The sequence below is a fragment of the Pseudoalteromonas rubra genome, assembly GCF_005887095.1.
Classification (GTDB): Bacteria; Pseudomonadota; Gammaproteobacteria; order Enterobacterales; family Alteromonadaceae; genus Pseudoalteromonas; species Pseudoalteromonas rubra_E.
In genome coordinates this window covers 29,637-51,654 of record NZ_PNCI01000003.1, presented here as the reverse complement: position 1 = coordinate 51,654, position 22,018 = coordinate 29,637, and the positions used below count along the sequence as shown (strand labels likewise).

The 22,018-nt window shown below is 51.6% G+C and carries 2 protein-coding genes; both read left to right on the top strand.

The window, feature by feature from the left end; translation table 11 throughout:
* The first annotated feature begins 1 nt into the window (after position 1).
* Complete coding sequence (locus CWB99_RS01685; RefSeq protein ID WP_138550905.1) at positions 2 to 9,901, top strand: non-ribosomal peptide synthetase; 9,900 nt, start codon at positions 2 to 4, stop codon at positions 9,899 to 9,901.
* Positions 9,901 to 21,942, top strand: a complete 12,042-nt coding sequence (locus CWB99_RS01680; RefSeq protein ID WP_138550906.1) for a non-ribosomal peptide synthetase — start codon at positions 9,901 to 9,903, stop codon at positions 21,940 to 21,942. Before CWB99_RS01685 ends, CWB99_RS01680 begins: the two co-directional genes overlap by 1 nt.
* The last annotated feature ends 76 nt before the right edge of the window (positions 21,943 to 22,018 follow it).

The window sequence follows — 22,018 nt, the reverse complement described above, 5'->3', positions numbered from 1 at the left end:
TATGGAAAATTCAGCGATTGAAGCACTATTGGCCGAGTTGGATGGCCAGGGTATTTATGTTTATCTGCAAGAAGGCCGCCTGAAACTGCGTACCCACCTTGCGACTGTGCCAGAGGCGCAGCTTAATAAGATCAAAGAAAATAAGCCGGCATTGATTGACTATATGCAGGCGAACCATCAAAAGCAGGGCGCTCTGTCATTTTCTCAGCAAGGGATTTGGCTGATTGACCAGTACCATGGTGGGGAAGTGGCCTACACCATGGCTGGATTACTTAAGCTGTCGCACCCGATAACAAAAGCGCAGCTTGAAGCGGCATTAAATACCTTGCTTGTGCGCCACGACATTTTGCGTAGTCAGTTTTTTGCTACAGAGCAGGGAGGGTGTCAACGCGTCAATGCTGAGTTGTCTCTTAAGGTTATGTCGCTGAGCGTGGCTGAGCCTGTGACCCGAGCAAAAATTGAAGCGCATGTGCAACCCTACCTGCAGCAAGGGTTTGACTTACAAAAAGCGCTCCCCGTGAGAGCGGCACTGATCAGTCGCGATGAACAAAGCCGGGGTCAGTGGGTTTACCTGATGCTGCACCACCTGGTAGCTGACGGCTGGTCGGTGCAATTATTGGTCAATGAGCTGCTTGATGTATTACAGAATACAGCGACGGAACAGGCGGCACCGGCACCACTACAATATCTCGATTATGTGCATTGGGAAAAACGCTTTATACAGTCTGAAGCTTACCAGCAACAGCATGCATATTGGCAAAAGCAGTTGGAAGGGTTCACGCCTTTTGCTCTGCCAACCAGTTTTGCCAGACAAGCTCAGCCCTCTTTTCAGGGGGACAGTCATCAGTTTGTACTGAACGACGAGCAATTCCCGCGTTTTGAAAGTTGCTGTCAGCAACTGGGGATCACTGTGTTTGCCGGGCTTCTGAGTGTGTTTTACGCGTTGCTCTATCGCTATAGTCAGCAACAGGACATTACGGTGGGTGTGCCGGTGCTGGGTCGGGAGCACAGTGAATTTGAATCCATGATCGGCTGTTTTATTCACACTCTGCCACTGCGTCAGCAGATAACCGCTGAGATGTCATTCAGTGAACTTGCCCGCAATACCCTGACACAAGTGACCCGGGCGCTGGAAAACCAAAGTGTGTCTCAGGATGCGCTGGCTAAGCTTGCCGACACCTCACAGCTTTTTAGTGTGTTGTTTAATTATAACGCCGTACCCACAACGTCATTGCGTTCAGGTTCACTGGAAGCAGAACTGTTCACGCTGAAAAATCACAGTGCAAAATTTGATCTGACGCTCACCCTGACTACTCAGGGTAAGGCAATGGTCGCAGAGCTTGAATACAATGTGGCGTTATTTTCCGGTGAACTTATCGCGCAAATTGGCGAAGACTTTCAGGCATTATTCCGGGCGTTTAGTGGTGACCAGAGCATGCCACTGTCAGACGCTCAGTTACCCTCTGTGAAACTGGCTCAGCAGCTTCTGACGACAGAGCCGCCACGCCGAGCTGCGCCTATGGTGTTACCTCAAATTCTGGCTCATGCCCAATCGAGACCTGCTCACGCCGCGTTGGTGTCGGCAAGTGACCCTACTCAGTCCTTAAGTTACGCTGAGCTGGATGAGCACAGTGCCAGTCTGGCCAGTGCGCTCGATGACACAATACAGAGCGATGATATTGTGGCTGTACTGGTTAATCGACAGGTTAACAGCCTGGTGGCCTTGCTGGGCGTGATGCGTGCCGGGGCGGCCTATCTGCCCATTGACCTGGAAACGCCGGTTCAGCGGGTGATCGAAATTATGCAGCTGGCAGGGTGTCACACCCTGGTGGTGGTCGATGCACAGGCAGTTCAGGCAGATACAAAAGCCACACTGGATGAATGTGGATTCCTTGTACGGGGCTATGATGAGCTGGTACAGCACAATAACAACGCGGGTATAGTAAATAAAACCCGTCCGTGTGACCTGGCTTATGTGATCTTTACCTCAGGCTCGACGGGCAAACCAAAAGGGGTGGCGATAAGCCATGGTGCACTGGCCAGTTACTGTGATTCTATTTCTCAGTGTATCGAATTTTCATCGCATACCCGCTCTGGTGTTGTCACTGGACTTGCCACCGATCTCTGTCTGACCGGCATTTACCCGGTTCTGATGCAAGGGGGCACCGTGGTGATGCCAACAGAGCTGGCGCTGCCAGACCCTCAGCAGTTGGTGGAAATGCTAAGTGCGCAGCAGGTTAATATGTTAAAAATCACGCCTTCTTTTGCCCGTGAATTGTTGCCGCACATAGCCGCTCTGAAAGAGAACCAGCCAGCCATTGAACAGTGGGTGCTCGGCGGAGAAGCGCTGGATGTCTCTCTTGTCAGTGATTTACAAGAGCATTACCCGTCAGCACATATCATCAATCATTACGGTCCCAGTGAAACCTGTATTGGGGTGACTACACACACCATCTCGGAGCAGGTACCAAGTGACATTGAGCATTATCCCATTGGTAAACCGCTGGCACACGTCAGCGTACAGGTGCTGGATAAACGGGCGCAACCCGTGCCGGTCGGTATGCCGGGTGAGCTCTATATTGGCGGCACTTCGCTGGCCGATGGTTATTTGCGCGCGCCACAGTTGACAGAGCAATATTTCGTACGCTGCCAGAGCGAAAATAAAGGAGCTGAGCGCTTCTATCGCTCAGGCGATCGTGTTCGTCTGACCCATCAGGGCACGCTGGAATATCTCGGCAGGCTGGACAGCCAGCTCAAGATCCGAGGTTATCGCATCGATATCAGTGAAATTGAAGCGAAACTGACCGGTCTGACAAGCATTAAAGCGGCCGCTGTTGTCGCCATTAAGCAAAGCGGTATTGATACCCTGGTTGCCTATTTTGTCGCAGCGGATCAAGAGACACCAGTCACCGCGGCAACTTTACGAGATACCTTATCAACGCGCCTGCCTCAGGCCATGATACCCAGTCATTTCGTGGCGCTGGCACAATTGCCCGTGCTGGGTAACGCAAAGGTAGACCGTAAACAGTTAGCTGCCCGGCCGCTAAACTATGAGCGTAGCTACACGCCGCCGAGTACGGCATTACAACAACAGCTGGCGACTTTGTTCGCGGAGTTGACGGGTGTGCCCCAGGTTGCAGCTGACGATGACTTTTTCTCTATTGGGGGTCATTCCTTGCTGGCCATGCGTCTTGCCAACTGTATTCGTGCCCGATTCGACCGGGTACTGTCGTTACAGGCTATTTTTGCTAACCCGACGGTTGAAAAACTGGAACTATGTCTGTTGGATCAGGATATTCTGGTCGGTCAAACACTAGAGTCGGTTGATCAGTCAGGTGAGCATCCCTTGTCTTTTGCACAGCAGCGGATCTGGTTTGTCGATCAAATGCAGGGCCATAGTAAGCAGTATAATTTGCAAGGCGCGTTTACCATTAAAGGCGCGTTAGATGTTGAGGCCTTATCGCAGGCATTCGAACAGGTGGTGCAGCAACACACAATCCTGCGCTTTAATTATGGTCAGAACGCACAGAATGAACCGTTCCAGTATCTGAATTCCGGCCTTAACTTTGCGTTAAAACAACAGGACTTAAGTCATGTTGATGACGAGGTGCAGGCTGATACGCTGCGCTCCTTATTGGCTGAGGATTATCACACAGCATTCGATCTGAGTCAGGATCTGCTGCTGCGCGCTCAGCTGCTAAAGCTTGATGAGCAGCTTTTTGTTTTGATAGTGACCATGCATCACATCGTGTCTGATGGTTGGTCAATAGGTGTGTTGTGCCGGGCATTAGAAGCAGCATATCGAGCAGCGGTTGAACACCGCACTCCTGCGTGCACCCCGCTGATCCATAGCTACATTGACTATGTGCACTGGCAGCGTCATTTAGTCTCTCAGCCGCAGTGGCAAACCAGCGTTGACTACTGGCAAAGTCAGTTGGCCAACTTGCCTCGGGTGCATGAATTACCGCTGGATAATGCCAGAGAAAATCGTGTGATCAGTGGCGGGGCGCTCTACTGCTGCGAACTACCAAGGGAGTTGGGCGCTACCTTACGCCAGTTTGTTAAGAGCAATGGGCAAACTCTGTTTGGCGTACTGGAGTGTGTGTTTGCACTGTGGATGAGCCGTTTGTCCGGGCAGTCTGATTTGGTGCTGGGTACTCCGGTTGCAGGGCGCGAATTCAGTGAACTGGAAGCTGTGATAGGCAACTTCATCAATACACTGGTATTGCGCCATCGCATCGAACCTGAGCTGACCTTTACTGAAGCATTAACTCAAAGTAATGAAACTCTGCAAAATGCGCTGAACCATCAGCATATTCCGTTTGATGCACTGGTCGAGACGCTGAACAGTGAGCGTAGTCTGGGGATCCATCCTTTGGTTCAGGTGGTTTTCCGGGTCAATAATCAGGTTAACGAGGCGTTGAAGCTGGATGGTCTGGATGTCACCGTCAACGACACCGGCGTACGCAGCGCAAAACTGGATCTCGAAGTATCTGTGATCGACAGTGGCGATAACATTGTGGTCGAATGGCTTTACGATAGCGCTTTATGGCAGGAGCGCAGCATTGAGTCTTTCGCGCGTCAGTATACCCATTTGCTCCAGACATGCCTGCAAGAGCCGCAGCGACGCATCAGTGAGATGAGTTTATGCGATGCCAAATTGCTTGAGCAACTGCTGGCGTATAGCGAGGCCGACAGCGAACAACACAGCAGCGATATTGGCTGGCATCATCATTTCAGTGCCATTGCTGAAATACAACCCCATAGCGTTGCGTTGCGTTGTAACGGTGAAGCATTCAGTTATCTCGAAGTGGAACAGCGTGCCAATCAGCTTGCTCACTGTTTGCTGGAAATGGGATTTGATGAGCAAAGTCGAATTGCACTGCTGCTGCCTTCGGGCCCAGCCATGGTCATTGCGGTGCTGGCTATTCTCAAAGCGCGCCATGTGTATGTGCCTTTGCATTATGATACGCCAGAAAAATCTCTGTCTTACATTGTTGAAGATGCCGACATTGTGATGATCCTGGCTCTCAGTGAAGATACCGAGAAGCTGATAGACAGCGGCACTGATTTTCTTTTCCTGGATGACTTATTTGACGTGGAGTCCAACTTTGCTGGTTATCCGGTCTCAGTTCCGGGTAATGACGAGCTTGGTGAGTCAGAAACCTCTGATGCAGAACGCTTGTGCTACATCATTTATACGTCGGGCTCTACCGGACGACCAAAGGGCGTCATGATCACCCATGGCAACCTGAACGGGTATTTATCACACGCGATGGATACTTACCTTGATGCGGATGTAACACTGCCGCTGGCGGTAGTGAGCACACCTTTGGCTTTTGATGCCACGATCACCGCACTTGTTCCCCCACTGTTATGTGGCGGCGAGGTCGAGATAGTGACTCAGGGGCCACACCAGTTGGCAGCCATCAGTGAGCTCCTGTTTAATTCTATCAGGCCACGCTTATTCAAGCTCACACCTGCACACCTACGTGCGATCCAGGCCTTGATGGACGAGCTTGGCAGCAATAGTGCGCCGCATACTCTGGTGATTGGCGGCGAAGCGCTGGACAGCGATTTATTACTTGTATTACGCAACAAGTTGCCAGCCTGTACCTGGGTAAATGAATATGGCCCGACCGAGGCAACCGTGGGTTGTAGCGTGTTTTCGCTCACCCCCGATCTGAACCCGCAAACTACCCTATGTTATGCGGATGTGCCGATTGGCCTGCCTAATGAAGGTGTGGCTATGCTGGTTGTTGACCAGTTTGATCAGCCTGTGCCTGACAATGTACCCGGAGAGTTACTGATAGGCGGCCCAGTTATCAGCCCGGGTTATGTCAACCTGGCAGCACTGAATCAGGCTAAGTTTGTCACTCTCAGCATAACGGACAAAAAGCCGATGCGTTTTTATCGAAGCGGTGATCTGGTGCGATGGCAAAGCGACGAGCAGGGAAGGCTTGCATACCTCAGATACTGTGGACGCACAGATGAGCAAGTCAAGTTGCGTGGCTATCGAATAGACCTGAATGCGATTTGCCATTATCTGAGAGAGCTGGACGGTGTGCGTGATTGCGCAGTAACCGTCGATGAATCCCAGGCGTTGTTGCAGGCACATGTGCTTTACCTTAATGGCAAAGTGCCATCAGACAGTCAATTGAGAAGCCACCTTGCCCAATACCTGCCTCCGTACATGATCCCGGGGCAATTTAATCGGGTCGAAGCCATCCCCCTGACAGCCAATGGCAAAGTAGACAGTAAAGCGCTGATGGCATTGGCGCAGCAACAAGAAAGCAGCACCAGCAGGGCGCTGGATTTGACGACGCTGACTCCCATGCAATCCTATTTGTATCAGCTTTACAGTGATATTTTACTCACTGAGCATGTGGATCTCGAAGACAGCTTTTTTGACTTGGGCGGGCATTCGCTGCTGGCCATCAAGCTTATTAGCCAGATCCGGCAGCAAAAAAATCTCGATGTCACGCTACCGCAACTATTCAAAACACCCACCATCGCCTCGCTGGCTCAGGCGTTAGAACACTGTACACCGATTGCAGCCGTGCATGCGATTGTGCCTGTGTCACGTCAGCAAGCTTTGCCTTTGTCCTTTGCCCAGCAACGACTCTGGCTGATTGAGCAATTACATGAGTCGAGTACTCAGTATCATATGCCTGCCGGGTTTAAATTCAGCGGAACGCTCGACAAAGGCGCGTTCAGTGAAGCGCTTAATGCCCTGATCTCACGCCATGAAGTGTTACGCACTCAGATTATTCAGGGGGCGCAACACGCAGAGCCCGTTCAGCAAGTAAGCGCCAGGTTTGATTTACCGCTCACTCACCTTGACCTGACTAAACTGGGTGAGCGAGCCCGGCAACAGCGTTGGGAGCAGGCGGCCCATGCCAATGCAACAAACCGGTTTGATTTGAGCAGGGATCTGCTGATCCGAGTGCTACTGGTTGAATGTGCGCAGGACGATTACCGGGTGCATTTTAATATGCACCACATCGCCAGCGATGGCTGGTCTATGGCAATTTTGGTCCGAGAATTCATTGCGTTTTATCGCCATTTTGCGAAAGAAGCACAGTACCAGCTGCCAGCCGAATTGACTCAGCCTTTGCCTGTTCAGTACGGCGACTTTGCGTACTGGCAACGTAATACCTGGACAAAGCATGCTAATCAGGATGCAGTGCAATATTGGCTGACAGCCCTTGATGGCCATCCTCCATTACATCAGCTCCCACTGGACTACCCGCGTCCGGCAATGGCTCAGCTAAGTGGTCAGCGTCATACCCAACGTCTGAGTGCAGCATTGACCCGGGCAATTCATGAACACTGTAAGTCTCAGGGCGTGACCTTGTTCATGTGGCTCAATACCATGTTTTCTTTACTGGTGCTGCGCTACAGTCAAACGGATGATGTGGTCATTGGCTCGCCGGTTGCTGGCCGTGAACACAATGAAGTGGCCAATCTTATCGGGTTTTTTGTCAATACCTTAGTAATACGTACACGTACTCAACCAGGGCAAAGTTTCAATCAGCTATTGGCTCAGCAAAAGCAGGTTATTCTGGATGCGTTTAAACATCAGGCACTGCCCTTTGAGCAATTAGTTGAGGCGCTTAAGCCGGAACGAAACCTGGGACACCAACCGATTTTTCAGATTTTGTTTGCGCTACAAAATAATGAAACCACCGATCTGGTGCTGCCTCAGTTGCACATTGAAGTTGAAGCGCCCGCCGAGCCCATGATGAAGTTTGATCTCGAAGTGAACGCCATTGAAAAGGGTGATGGCATTGAACTGGAGTGGAACTATTGCTCGGCTTTATTTAAACCCGCGACAGTGGCAGCCCTTGCTGAGTCTTTTGAAATATTGATCAGTGCCATTCTCAAGGCGCCTGAACACAAGGTGCGGTGCCTGCCTGTGATGACGCAGCAGGCTCAACATCAGCTGGTCAATATGCGCGGTCCGGTCACAGCGGTCCCGGCACAATGCATTCACAGCCAGATCAGTGCAAAGGCACACCTAGCGGACAGCCAGCTTGCGGTGCGCGACGCTGACAGCTGCATGCTCAGTTATGCAGCGCTGGAGCAAAAGGCCGGCGCTCTGGCCAGCTATTTGCTGGAGCAGGGGGTGAAGCCGGGCATGCGTATTGCTTTGTGCCTGAATGCCGGGTGCGACCAGGTGGTTGCTATGCTGGCGGCATTTAAGGTTCGCTCTGCATATGTGCCGGTTGATCCGACACTGCCTGCGTCACGTGCTCAGTTTATTATTCGCGACAGTGGCGCGAGCTGGCTGCTCACTCATAGTAAGCTCATGACACAGCTTAAACCGATTATCGATGCAGCTACCCAACCCCCTTTGTCGGTGTTGGAAATAGACCAGCCGAATAACTGGTTGCCAAAGCAAACGCGTGAACAGTTCCCACGCAGTGAACATTCAGATCTGGCCTATGTGATTTACACTTCAGGCACGACAGGGCAGCCCAAAGGTGTCGCCATCACCCATGCCAATCTGGCGCTTTACCTGGAGCATGCTCGCCATGACTACTTCAACGACACCATAAGTTTCAGTGTAGTGAGTACGCCGTTGGCGTTTGATGCCACCGTCACGGCCATCTGGCCAGCCTTGTTGCAGGGAGTGTGCATCGATATGCTGGCAGATGACGAGCGTATGCTCAAAGAGCTGGCAAACCGATTGTGCCAGGAGATTGCCGGGGTGTTTAAGGTGACACCAGCACATCTGCAGGGGGTCGTTTCGGTATTGAAGCAGTGCGCACTTGCAGAAGATCGGAGTTTTAACGGGGCGCATCAGGTGGTTGTGGGTGGCGAGGCGTTACCGGTTTCGCTTGTGGCTCAGCTTAGCGAACGTTTACCCAATGTTGAGTGGATCAACGAATACGGTCCCACCGAAGCCACCGTGGGTACGAGTACCTTCCGCTGTGACAAGCGGCAAATAGCCGCGCTTAACACACAGTCCCATAGTCAGGTCCCAATTGGTCAACCAATAGCGAATACACACTTATTGGTACTGGATGAGCAGATGCAGCCTGTGCCTGCTGGTGTAACCGGTGAGCTTTATATCGGCGGCAACAATCTGGCTCAGGGGTATTTAAACAGAACCGAGCTCAGTGATGAAAAGTTTGTGTGGCTGCCATTTGGTGCGAAGCAGAGTGAGCAGCGTTTTTATCGCAGTGGCGATCTGGTGCGCTGGTCTATAAATGACGATGGTACCCCTGGAGCGCTGGTGTTTTGCCACCGTGCGGATAGCCAGATAAAACTGAGAGGCTATCGAATAGAGCCACAAGAAATTGCCCACCAGTTACAGCAACTGCCCGGTATTGAACAGGCTGTGGTGTTGCTCAATGAAGCGGGTGACAACCTCGAAGCCTATTTGCTATCGGAGCTGGCTGAACGCACTGAAATGCCTGCGCTTGCCGAGCCTGCGCTGGCCTCAGAGTGGTCTGCACACCTGAGTCAGTCTTTGCCCGCCTATATGCTGCCGTATCGCTATGTACTGACAGAAACCCTGCCTTTAACGGCGAATGGCAAAGTGGATGTTCATGCGCTGTATGCCTTAGGTGCGCAATGTGCATCATCAGCCAATAATGTTGTTGCGCCAAGAAATGACATGGAGTTAACGCTGGTCGAGATTCTGGCCTCTGTACTCAATGTGGAAACGCTCGGTATTGAAGACAACTTCTTCAGTCTGGGAGGCCATTCGCTGCTGGCGACTCAGTGTATTGGTTTGATTGAGTCACAACTTGGCGTAAGCATGTCGGTCAGAATTCTATTTGAGCGGCCTACCGTTGCGGCACTCGCGCAGTGGATTGAGATCCATCAGGCGATGGCCCAACAGGCACAGGACGATAACGAAAACGATACTTCAGAAGAGATGTTTTTGTAATGACGGAACAGGTGAGAGTAATTGAGCAGTTGATAGCGGATGCATTACGTGCAGGGATCACCTTGTATGAGAAAAACGGTGCTCTGGCATTTAAGCAAAAAGGGCAGTTTCCTGTTGCGCTGAAGCAACAGATTGTCGCCCACAAGGCTGAGATCATTGCCTATTTTCAGCACCAACGTGGCACCTCGCTGGAGCAGGCTGAATACTCGGCTATTCCAAAAGCAGACCGCTCTGTGCCACTACCCGCAAGCTATGCACAGCAAGGGTTGTGGTTTATCGAACAGTTACAGGGCAGCAGTCAGTACTACATGCCTGCTGAATTTGTCCTTACCGGGCAACTGGATATTGCCGCACTCAAAGCCAGTATTGAAGCGCTCATCGTCCGTCATGAGCCTTTGCGCAGCCGCTTTGTTGCCACTGAAAGTGGTCAGCAAGGTGTGTCTGTCATAGTGCAAGAGCAGTTTGAAACGCCATTTCAGTGGTGCGATGCCAGTCAATGGCCACCACATGACAAAGCGCAGAAAGTTCGTGCGAAACTCAATGAGTTTTTGTCCCAGCCATTTGATTTAACGCAGGATTTACTGATCCGTGCGGTGGTGATATCTGATCAGCAAACCCATTATCTGGCGTTTAATATGCACCATATTGTATCAGATGGTGCGTCCATGCAGGTGCTGGTCAGGGAACTGGCCGCCCTTTACCATGCAGCTTTGGAAGCAGACTCAGCGCCTCAATTGGCCCCGTTAAAGGTGCAGTATGGGGATTTTGCGGCCTGGCAGCAAAAGGCCCTGACACCGGCCCACCTTAGCGATAAGCTGGCGTTCTGGCAGCAGGCACTGGCTGACCTGGATCCCATCCAGTCTTTGCCCGGTGACTTTGTGCGCCCCGCCGTACAAACCCAGCGTGGGCGGGTCTATCGCCAGGCGCTGAGTCCTGCTCTGACAGCCCGTATTCAAGCTCACAGTGCACAACAATCCGTTACGCCTTTTATGTGGTTACTGAGCAGCTTTATGCTGTTCGTTGGTCGGCTAACTCAGAATGAGCAGGTGGTTGTGGGGACACCTGTATTGGGACGTGATCATCCCGATCTGGCGCCCCTGATAGGTTTGTTTGTCAACACTGTGGTGATACCTGCAAATATCACAGAATCATTGTCCTTTAATGCCTGGCTACAGCAACAAAAAGAGCAGATCCTGGCTGCGTTTGAGCACCGTGAGGTACCCTTTGATAGGGTGGTCGAAGCGCTAAATTGTCCCCGTGATATGAGCCACCATCCTTTGGTGCAGATCTTATTCACACTGGATCAAAGTAGTGCGGCACATGCACTGCAACTACCCGGGTTGACTGTGGTGGAACAATCCCGCGCGGATGGCGATGAGATTGACATTAAATGTGACCTGGAACTCAATGCCGTATTGGATGAAAATACCAAAGCACTTACTTTAAACTGGAAGTATGACAGTGACTTATATCTTTCAAAAACGATTCAGCACTGGTCAGAGAGTTTTGAAGTATTGCTGGAGCAGTTAGTTGAAGCCCCGCAAACACAGATTGGCCGTATTCCGTTACTGAACAAGACCCAAACGCAGTCCATACTGGAATACGCTCAATATACACAGACACAGTGGGACAACACTCAGACACTGGTTAGTTTGTTCGAGGAGCAGGTACAACGGTTTGGCCAGCGTATTGCCGTGGTCGATGAACACGAAAGATTAAGCTATCAGGCATTAAATAATCGCGTTAACCGACTTGCCAGAGTGCTGGTTGCCAGCAAAATAGAACCCCAGACCATGCTGCCCGTCAGTGTGACACGCTCAGTCAATATGGTCGTGACCTTACTGGCGATTTTAAAAGCGGGTGCAGCGTACGTGCCCATCGACCCGGATTACCCCAAAGATCGGATTGACTACATTATAGGTGATGTGGGCAGTCGCTGGTTGATCTGCGATAGCGTCACTGAGGCGCGTTTTGCCGGGTGTGCTCAGTCGATGATCAACATTGATGATGAGGCTATTTACGCCGGTATTGCCATCGCCGACAATCTTGAGCTGGATATTCAGCCGGACCACCTCGCCTATATGATCTATACCTCAGGCACCACAGGCCGGCCAAAGGGAGTTCAGATAGAGCACCGACATGTTGTCCGGCTCCTGCATGTTGAACCTGCATTGTTTGATTTTAACGAGCGGGATGTGTGGACCCTGTTTCACTCCTTTTGCTTCGATTTTTCTGTCTGGGAAATGTACGGCGCCTTGCTGTTTGGCGCGAAGCTGGTGGTGATCAGTAAGGCAATGAGTCAGGACACCCAGGCTTTTGCATCGTGTCTGTTGAGTGAAAAGGTCACTGTGCTGAATCAGACGCCCGGTGCCTTTTACGCGCTTCAGTCTGCGATGTGCGGCTTGGAGGAAACCGAGCAGGCACAATGTCAGGTACGCTACGTTATTTTCGGTGGAGAAGCATTGCAACCGGGCAAACTCAAACCCTGGGCCAAACGGTTTGATGCCTGCCAGCTTATTAATATGTATGGCATTACCGAAACCACTGTTCACGTGACCTTTAAACGACTTACCGATGCGGATCTGGCACTTGGGGTGAGTAATATTGGTCATGCCATTCCTACCATGTCTTGTTATGTGCTTGATAAACATCAGCAGTTGCTGCCGATGGGCGCCGTGGGTGAGCTGTATGTGGGTGGTGAAGGGGTGTGTCGTGGCTACTGGCAAAGAGAGGAGCTCAATGCCCAGCGCTTTATTGCAGATCCTTTTGCAAACACCAGCGGCAAAAAGCTCTATAAATCGGGTGATTTGGTGCGCTTTTTACCTGACGGTGAGCTAACTTACATCAGTCGTGCCGATGATCAGGTGAAAGTGCGTGGTTATCGCATTGAGCTGGGGGAAATCGAAAACCAGCTACGCCAGCATCCTGATCTGCAGGCGGTGTGCGTATTACTTAATCGCGACGACCAACAGGGAGCCAGGATCAGCGCCTTTGTGGTGGTCCGTAGAGGGGTTGAGCTCACTGATCCAATTTCACAGGTACAGCAGTATTTGCGCAGTGCTTTGCCTGAGTTTATGTTGCCAACCAATGTCGTTGTGGTAGAGGCTTTGCCACTGACCAGTAATGGAAAAATAGATAAAAAAGCGTTGCTGGCATTGGATATTTTGCAGCAAGAAGCGGTGTATCAGGTACCGGATAGTGACGTTGAACGCGCCATTGCACAGAGTTTTTCTGCGTTGCTTGGCGTTGACAAAGTTGGCCTGAATGACCACTTTTTCCGCCTGGGCGGTCACTCATTACTGGCTACCCAATTGGTGAGTCAGCTACGGGAACGCTATGGCTTGTCAGTCGAGCTAAAAGAGGTATTTCAGAGCCCAAGAGTGGGTGAGCTGGCTAAAGCCGTGTCTGTGGCCGATACCGCAACGAGTTTGTCCGTTGACATACCTCGCACGCAATCCGGGTTGCCAGTGCCGCTGTCGTTCGCTCAGGCGAGACTCTGGACCGTTGAGCAGATGACGCCCGGTTCGGCTCAGTATCATATGCCCGGTACGTTCACGCTGAGCGGCTCGTTAAACCTGGCGGCGTTCAGGCAAGCCTGGCACGCTATCATCCTGCGTCATGAGGTGTTGCGCAGCAAAATTATTCAGGACGATACACTCGGTCCGCAGCAACAGGTTGTGCCAGATTTTGAAGTGCTTCTGACTTTCATTGACGCACGCACTTTGGCACCACATGCACAACAGCAAAGCTGGCTCAGAGCGCAGCGCGACGATGCCATGCAGCCGTTCGATTTGAGTCAGGGGTTAATGATCAGGCTGACCCTGATGGCGGTTGCGGATACTCAGTATCGACTGCTAGTGAATCTGCATCACATTGCTGCGGATGCCCACTCTCTTGCTATCCTGAGTGAAGAACTGGCGGCTTTTTACCAGCATTTTGCGTGTGGCCAGCCATTACCTGAATTGCTTGCGCACCCATTGCCTATACACTATGCCGATTATGCGCAGTGGCAGCGCAACACTCTGAACACAAGTGCTTTAGAGGCCCATAGAAGGTTCTGGCTTGCTCATTTGGCAGACGCTCCGCCGCTGCATCAACTGCCACTGGACAGAGCCAGAACCAGAATGTCTGTCGCACAGGGCGGCATGCACACAACGCACCTTGATAGCGCGGTGTGTGAGCAAATTCAGGTGCAGTGCCGCCGCCATGACGTCACCTTGTTTACCTGGTTACAGACTGCCTTTGCTGTTTTTGTTGGCAAATACAGCCACACCACGGATGTGGTGATAGGCGCGCCTTTCTCGGGCCGTGAACACAGCCAGTTGCAACTTTTGGTCGGGTTTTTTATCAATACCTTGCCCATACGTACACGGTTTACGCCGCAGCTCACATTTACCGAGCTGCTGGCACAACAAAAAGCTGTTATGGTTGATATTCAGGCACATCAGGCGATGCCGTTTGAGCAGATTTTGGATGCGCTTAACCTGGAGCGCTCTCTCAGTCACCAGGGCGTCTTTCAGCTTAGTTTTGCATTAAACCCGCAGCTGGACACCGACTTACGTCTTGCTGATATAGAAGTACAGGCTGAGCAAGCGGTCTCAGTAGCTGCCAAGTTCGATATTGAGCTGAGCGCTGTACAGACCGCGGATGGGATCCGCTTGTCCTGGTGTTATAACACGGCTTTGTTTGACGCCGTCAGTATTGAATGTATGAGCCAGTCACTACAGGTGTTGCTGAATGCACTTGCCAGCAATACAGATCATTGCATCGCAGACTTGCCTCTGACAAAGCGGCGGTATGACGCAATCAAAGGACAATCTCATCCAGTATCAAAGCCACAGACTGTGGTTGACCGCCTTGCTCAGCTGGGGGCTCAAAACCCAGACAAAATAGCACTTAAAGACCCTCAACAGAGTGAAAGACTGACATATGGTGAACTGAACGAGCGTACCAGCCGTTTAGCCAAATACCTGATTGGACAGGGGCTTAAGCCACAGCAAACCGTTTTGGTAAGCTGTGACGCCGGTTGCGACCTGGTCGTAGCAATGCTGGGGGTGCTTAAAGCCGGTGGTGCGTATGTGCCTGTGTCGGCTCATTATCCCAAGGCGCGAATCGCGCATATTATTGCGGATAGCAACAGTCAGTGGCTACTCACACAGCAGCGCTTTGCCAGTCAGTTTGAACAGCACACACAATGTCAAACCATTATGCTGGACAGCCCTGAACTAGATGTGCAATTGGCGTCTTGCGCTACGGCTCCGTTACCCGAGCTCAATGCCGAACAACTCGCCTATGTGATCTATACCTCAGGGACAACAGGGCAACCTAAAGGGGTGATGATCCCTCATCAAGGTTTGACTAACCTGTGTGCTTGGCATCAGCGAGCATTTACACTGGATGCTGATAGCGTGGGTAGCCAGACGGCGAATATTGCCTTTGACGCGGCAACCTGGGAGATCTGGCCTTATCTGAGCGCTGGTGCACAACTGGTGTTTGTTGCCAGCGCCGAGCTTACGGATCCGCAGTCACTATCGGCATTTTTGACCCAAGAGTCGGTAAGTCACTGTTTCCTGGCTACTCCCATTGCAGAAGTCATGCTGGCAGATCCCCGTTTTGCGCCGGCATCACTTAAGTATCTGTTGGTGGGGGGTGACAGGCTCAACCCGGTTAACGGGTCATTTCCTTTTAAGCTGATCAACAATTATGGTCCAACCGAAGCCTCTGTTGTGGCGACATCGGGTCCGGTTGTCTGCGGTACAGAGGCACTTCCGGATATTGGTTTACCTGTGGACAACTGCGATGTTTATATTGTCGATGAGCAGGGTCACAGTGTTGCGGACGGCATGGTCGGTGAGTTGCTGATTGCCGGTCAGGGGTTGGCGCTGGGTTACCTCAATAGACCTGAGTTAAGTGAGGAAAAATTCACTGAACTGGAGCTGGATAGTGGCACGTCAGTGCGTGTTTATCGTAGTGGCGATCTGGTACGGCGACTAAGCAATGGCCGTATTGCGTATATTGGCCGCAATGATGCCCAGGTTAAGATACGCGGTTATCGCATTGAACTGGCTGAAATTGATCACCAACTGCGTGCACAAGACGGTGTTGCTGAATGTACGGTGCAGATAACCGAAGCGCAGTCTGGTAATAAACAACTGACGGCCTTTGTTGTACCAGAGATAACGCATACGGGACACAATTTAGCGGCACAACTGCGAGGACTGCTGCGTCCGATTCTGCCTGAGTACATGGTGCCAGCGCGCTTTTTGATGTTGGAGGCACTGCCTCTGACCGCTCATGGCAAATTAGACCACCGGGCGCTACAGGTACTGGCACAGCAGGCACAGGAAGTGGCAGCGGAGCACCCGAAAGAGCCGGGCGCTAAAAGTAACACGCAAACACAGCACAACCATATTTTAATCCTGATGCGGGAGCTGTTAAACCAGCCTGATCTGCAACCCGAGGATGATTTTTTTGCCAGCGGTGGCGACTCTATTTTAGCCATTCAGCTTGCCAGTCGGGCCAGAGCGATAGACATACCTGTCTCTGTGGCTGATATTTTTGCTCACAGCTCTGCGGCTGCACTGACGGCAAGCTTTAAAACAACCAATGCGCTCTCTGAGCCATCGGCGGCCGATCATGAGCAGCAACACTTTGTGGGCAAGCTGAGACCTCAGCCCATACAGCAGTGGTTCTTCGAACAAGCTTTTGCTGTACCGGAACACTGGAATCAGGCTGTGATGTTGAGTATCGACAAATCAGTGTCTTTTTCGCACCTGTGCGAAGCTGTTCAGGGACTTGTTGCGTGCCATGACCTACTCAGACTGTCAGTGAGAAACAAAGATGAGCTCTATATTAGTGATCAGCTGAGTAGCACAGATATATGCCAGTATCACAACCTGAGTGGAGCGGGCGTGCAGTGGCGGGACGCACTTGCAGAGCTAAGTAACTCCGCGCAGGCAAGTTTCTCTTTTGATGGCTCACCCTTACTGCGACTATGTCATGTCGCGACCCCCGATTCAGAGCAAACGGATCGACTACTGATAATTGCTCATCATTTATTGGTAGACGGCGTATCCTGGCGTATTTTACTGACGGATCTGGAACAAGCCTGCACTATGGCACAAGCCGGACAGGCTGTGACATTACCGCCCGCCAGTGCCTCGCTCGATGCTATTGCCTTTTACCTTCAGGAACGCGCTTGTGAGGGTAAGCATCTTGAACGGTGGCAGGGGGCTTGTGCGACGGCCAGGTGTCAGCAAGCTTTGGGTGCCAGCTTGTCTGACCGTGCAAGCACAAGTGTGCTCCGTTCGAAATTTCAGTTGAGTGAAGCGCACACCCGGCAGCTGTTAAATGAGGCAAACCGGGCATACAAAAGTAATATTCAGACGTTACTACTCAGTGCCTGGCAGTGGTCCGGTTTAGCGAATTACCAGCAGGTGGAGCAGGTTGTTTTGCTTGAGAGCCATGGCCGGGCAAAACTCAGCGGTGCACACGATGCCAGCCGCACCATTGGCTGGTTAACCGCGCTGTTTCCCCTGCGTTTACATAGTCAAAGCGGGGCTTCTGACTGTGTCCTGACTCAGACAATTTGTGCAGTGAAAGAGCAGCTAGCCTGGGCCACGGAACACGGCTGCGAGTTTGGTGCGCTGCGCTATTCTCACCCCGACCCGCAAGTGAGGACGTCACTGACAATCGATACGCGCACTCAGGTCTTTTTTAATTATCTGGGCCAGCTTGACACTGTGCTACAGCAAAGGGGCTTGCTCGGTGATGCCAGCGAACCCCCGGGTGCCATGCGTAACGAACTGGATGATGGGTTTGTTGCTTTGCAAATTACGGCAGCGGTGACGCATGGCCGTTTGTCGGTCACACTGGAATGTGCATCGGGTTACTACACAGAGCAGGATGCAATGCGGTTAAGTGCGCACTTTGAACAGGCCATTGAAACCGTGTTGGCACATTGCCTGGCGCAAACCGAAAACTGTCCGACCCCCAGCGATTTTGCGTTGTTACCGGAGCTTGACTGCCTGCAACTGCAGCAGCTGCTCGACAAGGCTGGTCAGTCCGTAGCCGATATCTACCCCATGACGCCGTTGCAACAGGGGATGTGGTTCCATGCCCAAAGTACAGAAAGCCCAGTTTATCGTGAGCAGTCAGTGATGTTATTGGAAGGTGCGCTGGATACGGAAGCCTTTGAGTACGCCTGGACTCAACTGATGGCGAAACACTCTATCCTGCGTACCGCATTTTTTGTCACCTCAGAGCAACCAGTGCAGCTAGTTTTTGAACAGTGCAAGCTTCCCCTGCAAATCGATGAACCTCAACATTATGACGAAACGGTCACCGTTCGTCTGGCGCAGCTTGCTGAGCAGGAGTTCGCCAGGCCAATCGAGTTAAACCGTGCGCCTTGTATGCTGCTGAGGCTTGTACCTTTTGGTGAGCATTGCCATGGGTTTATCTGGACTTACCATCACATGATTATGGATGGCTGGTCTTTACCTGTGCTGTTTGATGGCCTGATAGAGTTTTACCAGGCCAGGGTTGAAAGCCGGGGATTGGCGCTGGTCGCAGATCCATTTCGTGACTATGTGGCTTATCTTGAGACCCGTGATACACAAGCAGAAAAGGCATTCTGGCAAACGCAATTGGGCCATATTGACACACCAACGTTAGTTACAGAACACCTGGCATTGAGTGCAGACAAAGCTCCTGGCGTGAGTGAGCTGACTCAGATGCTTAGTACTGAGCTCACTCAGCGATTGAACCAATTTGCGAAGCACCAGGGACTGACGCTCAATCAGGTTATTCAAGGCGCCTGGGCTTACTGGTTGCGTACCTGTTGTCAGAGTGACTATGTGTTGTTCGGTCAGACCATTTCAGGTCGCCCGGACGCTTTGCCAAATGTAGCGCAGCGGGTTGGGCTGTATATTAATACGCAACCTGTTCTAATCACTACACTGGGGCAGATGTCAGTAAAAGATTACCTGCTGCAGATTAAAGCGCATCAGGCTCAGCTGACACGCTTTGCCCATACACCTCTGGCGGAGATCCACCAGTGGAGTGGCATTGACAACAGCAGCGACCTGTTTGATGCACTTTATGTCTTTGAAAATTATCCCAACGATCCGCTGGCAGAAGAAAGCGCACCATTCAGGGTAAAGGTCTGCTCGGAGCAGGATCAGACGCATTATCCCATCACATTTGTAGTGGGTGTAGCGGATCAGCTGTCGCTGACGCTCAGTTATAGCGAAGCAATGCTGACAAACACACAGGCCAGCCAGAGTCTGAACCTGATCACGGATTTGCTGGATGCCTTTATGGCGCAGCCCGATATGACGCTGGCTCAATTGCCTCTGGTCAAGCCTGAGCAGGCGACTCAGATCCCCCATTTCGAATTGCCTGGTGCGCAACCGCGGATGGATCAGTATCAGACGTTACATCAGGCATTTGCGCAGATCAGAGCGAAATATGAGACGAATCCCGCTATTCATTACATTCAGCAGAGTAACCACACTGAGGTTGTGCTGAGCTATGGTGAACTGGATGGGGCCGCCTGTCAGCTGGCGAATTATTTGTCGGCAAACTATTCGCTGTGCGCAGGTCAGGCGGTAATCGCGGTTTGTCTGGACTCTGGCCCGCAACTTATCATTGCCATTCTGGCGGCGCTTAAACTCGGTGCCTCGTATCTGCCGATTGCCCCGGCATTGCCCGAAAAAAGGCGCCACTACATGCTGACTAACGCGCAAGCTGCTGTGCTGATCAGCGCCGAGTCTGCCTGGATAGACGACGCGCCAGCTTGTCCGGTCGTTGATCTGACTGCAAGTCATGCTGCTATCTCAGCGCAGTCAATTGAGTTTGTGGAAGCGGGTTGTCACGGCGAGTCTGCTTGCTATGTTATCTACACTTCTGGCACCACAGGTGAGCCAAAAGGTGTGCAGGTTGCGCATCGCAGCGTGTTGAATTACGTGTCTTGCCTGCAAAGTAATTATGCAATTACGCCTGACGATAAATATCTGCAATTTGCAAGTTGCAGCTTTGATGTGTTTGCCGAAGAAGTGTTTTGTACTTTGCTCAGCGGCGCAACACTGGTTATGGCAGAGCAAGAACAATTGCTTAACAGTCAGGCTCTGGCCGAATTATCCCGGCAAAGTAAGCTGAGTTTAATGAGTCTGCCAACGGCCTACTGGCATCAGCTGGCGATGAGCCCTGTGGACTTAGGTCCGGCTATGCGGGTTATCACCGTAGGTGGTGAACAAATGCAAAGTACGGCGTTACGTGCCTGGCAGCGCCACTATGGTTCCGCCATCCGAATTATTAACGCTTATGGCCCGACGGAAACCACCATTTCAGCCACTCTTATGGATGTCACCCGGTATCAGGGAGATTCAATTCCGATAGGTCAGCCTCTGGCTGGATTGACAGTGCACATTCTCGACAGGGAACTCAGATCTGTGCCGGATTATGTGGCTGGGGAGCTGTATGTGGGCGGAGCCGCTCTGGCGCTTGGCTATCTGGATGACAAAACGAAAACAGACAAAGCCTTTGTGTTTAACCCGAATACGCAAGCCCGTTGCTACAAAACCGGCGACAAAGTTCGGCTTGAGGGTGGGGCGTTGCACTTTTTAGGGCGTCTGGATGAGCAGGTTAAAATCAGAGGGTATCGTATTGAACTGGGCGAAATTGAACGGGCATTGCTTGAACACCAAGAGGTTAAAGCGTGTGCTGTCGTAGTTAAAAGTGATAAAGCGGCGGGTGATCAGTTGGTTGCTTTTATCGAGTCACATGATGCGGATGTCACTTTGCTCAAAGCGACTTTGGCTGAGCAGCTCCCCAAATATATGGTGCCTCAATGGGTGGTGTCTCGTGCCCAGCTACCACACAACAATAATGGCAAACTGGACAGAAAAGCGCTGGTCCGTGAGGCTCAGACGCTGACAATGGCGAAGCCTGAGCACTATATTGCCCCGACAACACCACTTGAACGCCACCTGTGTGACTACCTTGCTGAGTTGCTTCAGTGCCCTCAGGTGGGTCTAAGTGATGACTTTTTTGAGCTGGGAGGTCATTCACTGCTGATGATGCGATTGCATACGGAGCTGTGCGATACGCTTGAGACGGAAGTACCGATAGCTTTGTTGCTGCAACACCCGTGTGTAGGTGATCTTGCCAAAGCGTTAACTGAGTTTCAGCATGCCCACCAGGACCAGCATCTGTCTCCTCAGAGCCTGCTGTGCCTGCAAACAGGCAGCAATGGCGTCACCCCTGTGGTGTTGATAGCCGGAGCTGGCGGACTACTGATGGCCTTTCAGGCACTGGTACAGGGGCTGGATAAACGGATCCCTGTATATGGTTTACAGCCAGATCTGATAGCACATGACCCGGATGCGGTCGGATCGGTCGAAACCACCGCTTTGCATTATGTGTCTGCGCTGACACAAGCCGGTTTTGGTCAGGTCAACCTGATTGGTCATTCATTTGGTAGCTTTATTGCGCTGGCAATGGCCCGGCACCTGGAACACAGTGATGAATTCATTTCGGGCTCGCAGGGAGTGTCTGTTGCTTCCATTACGATTTTAGACACGCCCAGACCTGTGCAAAGCGTAGTGCCAGTTACGGAGCCACAGGCAAATCGCCTGATGCTCGAAAATATCAACACGTTCTTTGCACTGCAGTTTGATGACGCTCAGCTGGAAGCGCTGCTGGCAATGTCGGCCGAAGCGCAGGGCAAAGCCTTAGCTCAGTCCATGACTCAGTCAGGATATCACTTTTCGCCGGCCCAGTTGCAGCGTTTACAAACGGTATTTTGTGCTCAGCTGATGGCTGATGTGTACTTGCCTGAACAGCTTGGCTGCCCAATTCGGGTAATTAAAGCCAAGCAGACTCAAGAGTTTGAGGGACGAACTTTAACGTCTGATATGGGCTGGCAGGCACTTTATGACCATGTACGCGCATTTGAAGTTGCGGGGGGACACCTCTCAATTTTAGGCCACAAAGACGTCGGAGCGGTCGTGAAAATAATAGAGAGTGATTATATTTTGTAGTCTATTGTTTATGAATATGTTTTTAAAATGTTTAATTTGATGTTGGTTGAGCTTAAAAAGTAAACAATTAATGTCA

Bases quoted from the DNA above. Each gene is read 5' to 3' on its own strand.
- CWB99_RS01685 (WP_138550905.1), top strand. From the start codon at position 2: ATGGAAAATTCAGCGATTGAAGCACTATTGGCCGAGTTGGATGGCCAG.
- CWB99_RS01680 (WP_138550906.1), top strand. From the start codon at position 9,901: ATGACGGAACAGGTGAGAGTAATTGAGCAGTTGATAGCGGATGCATTA.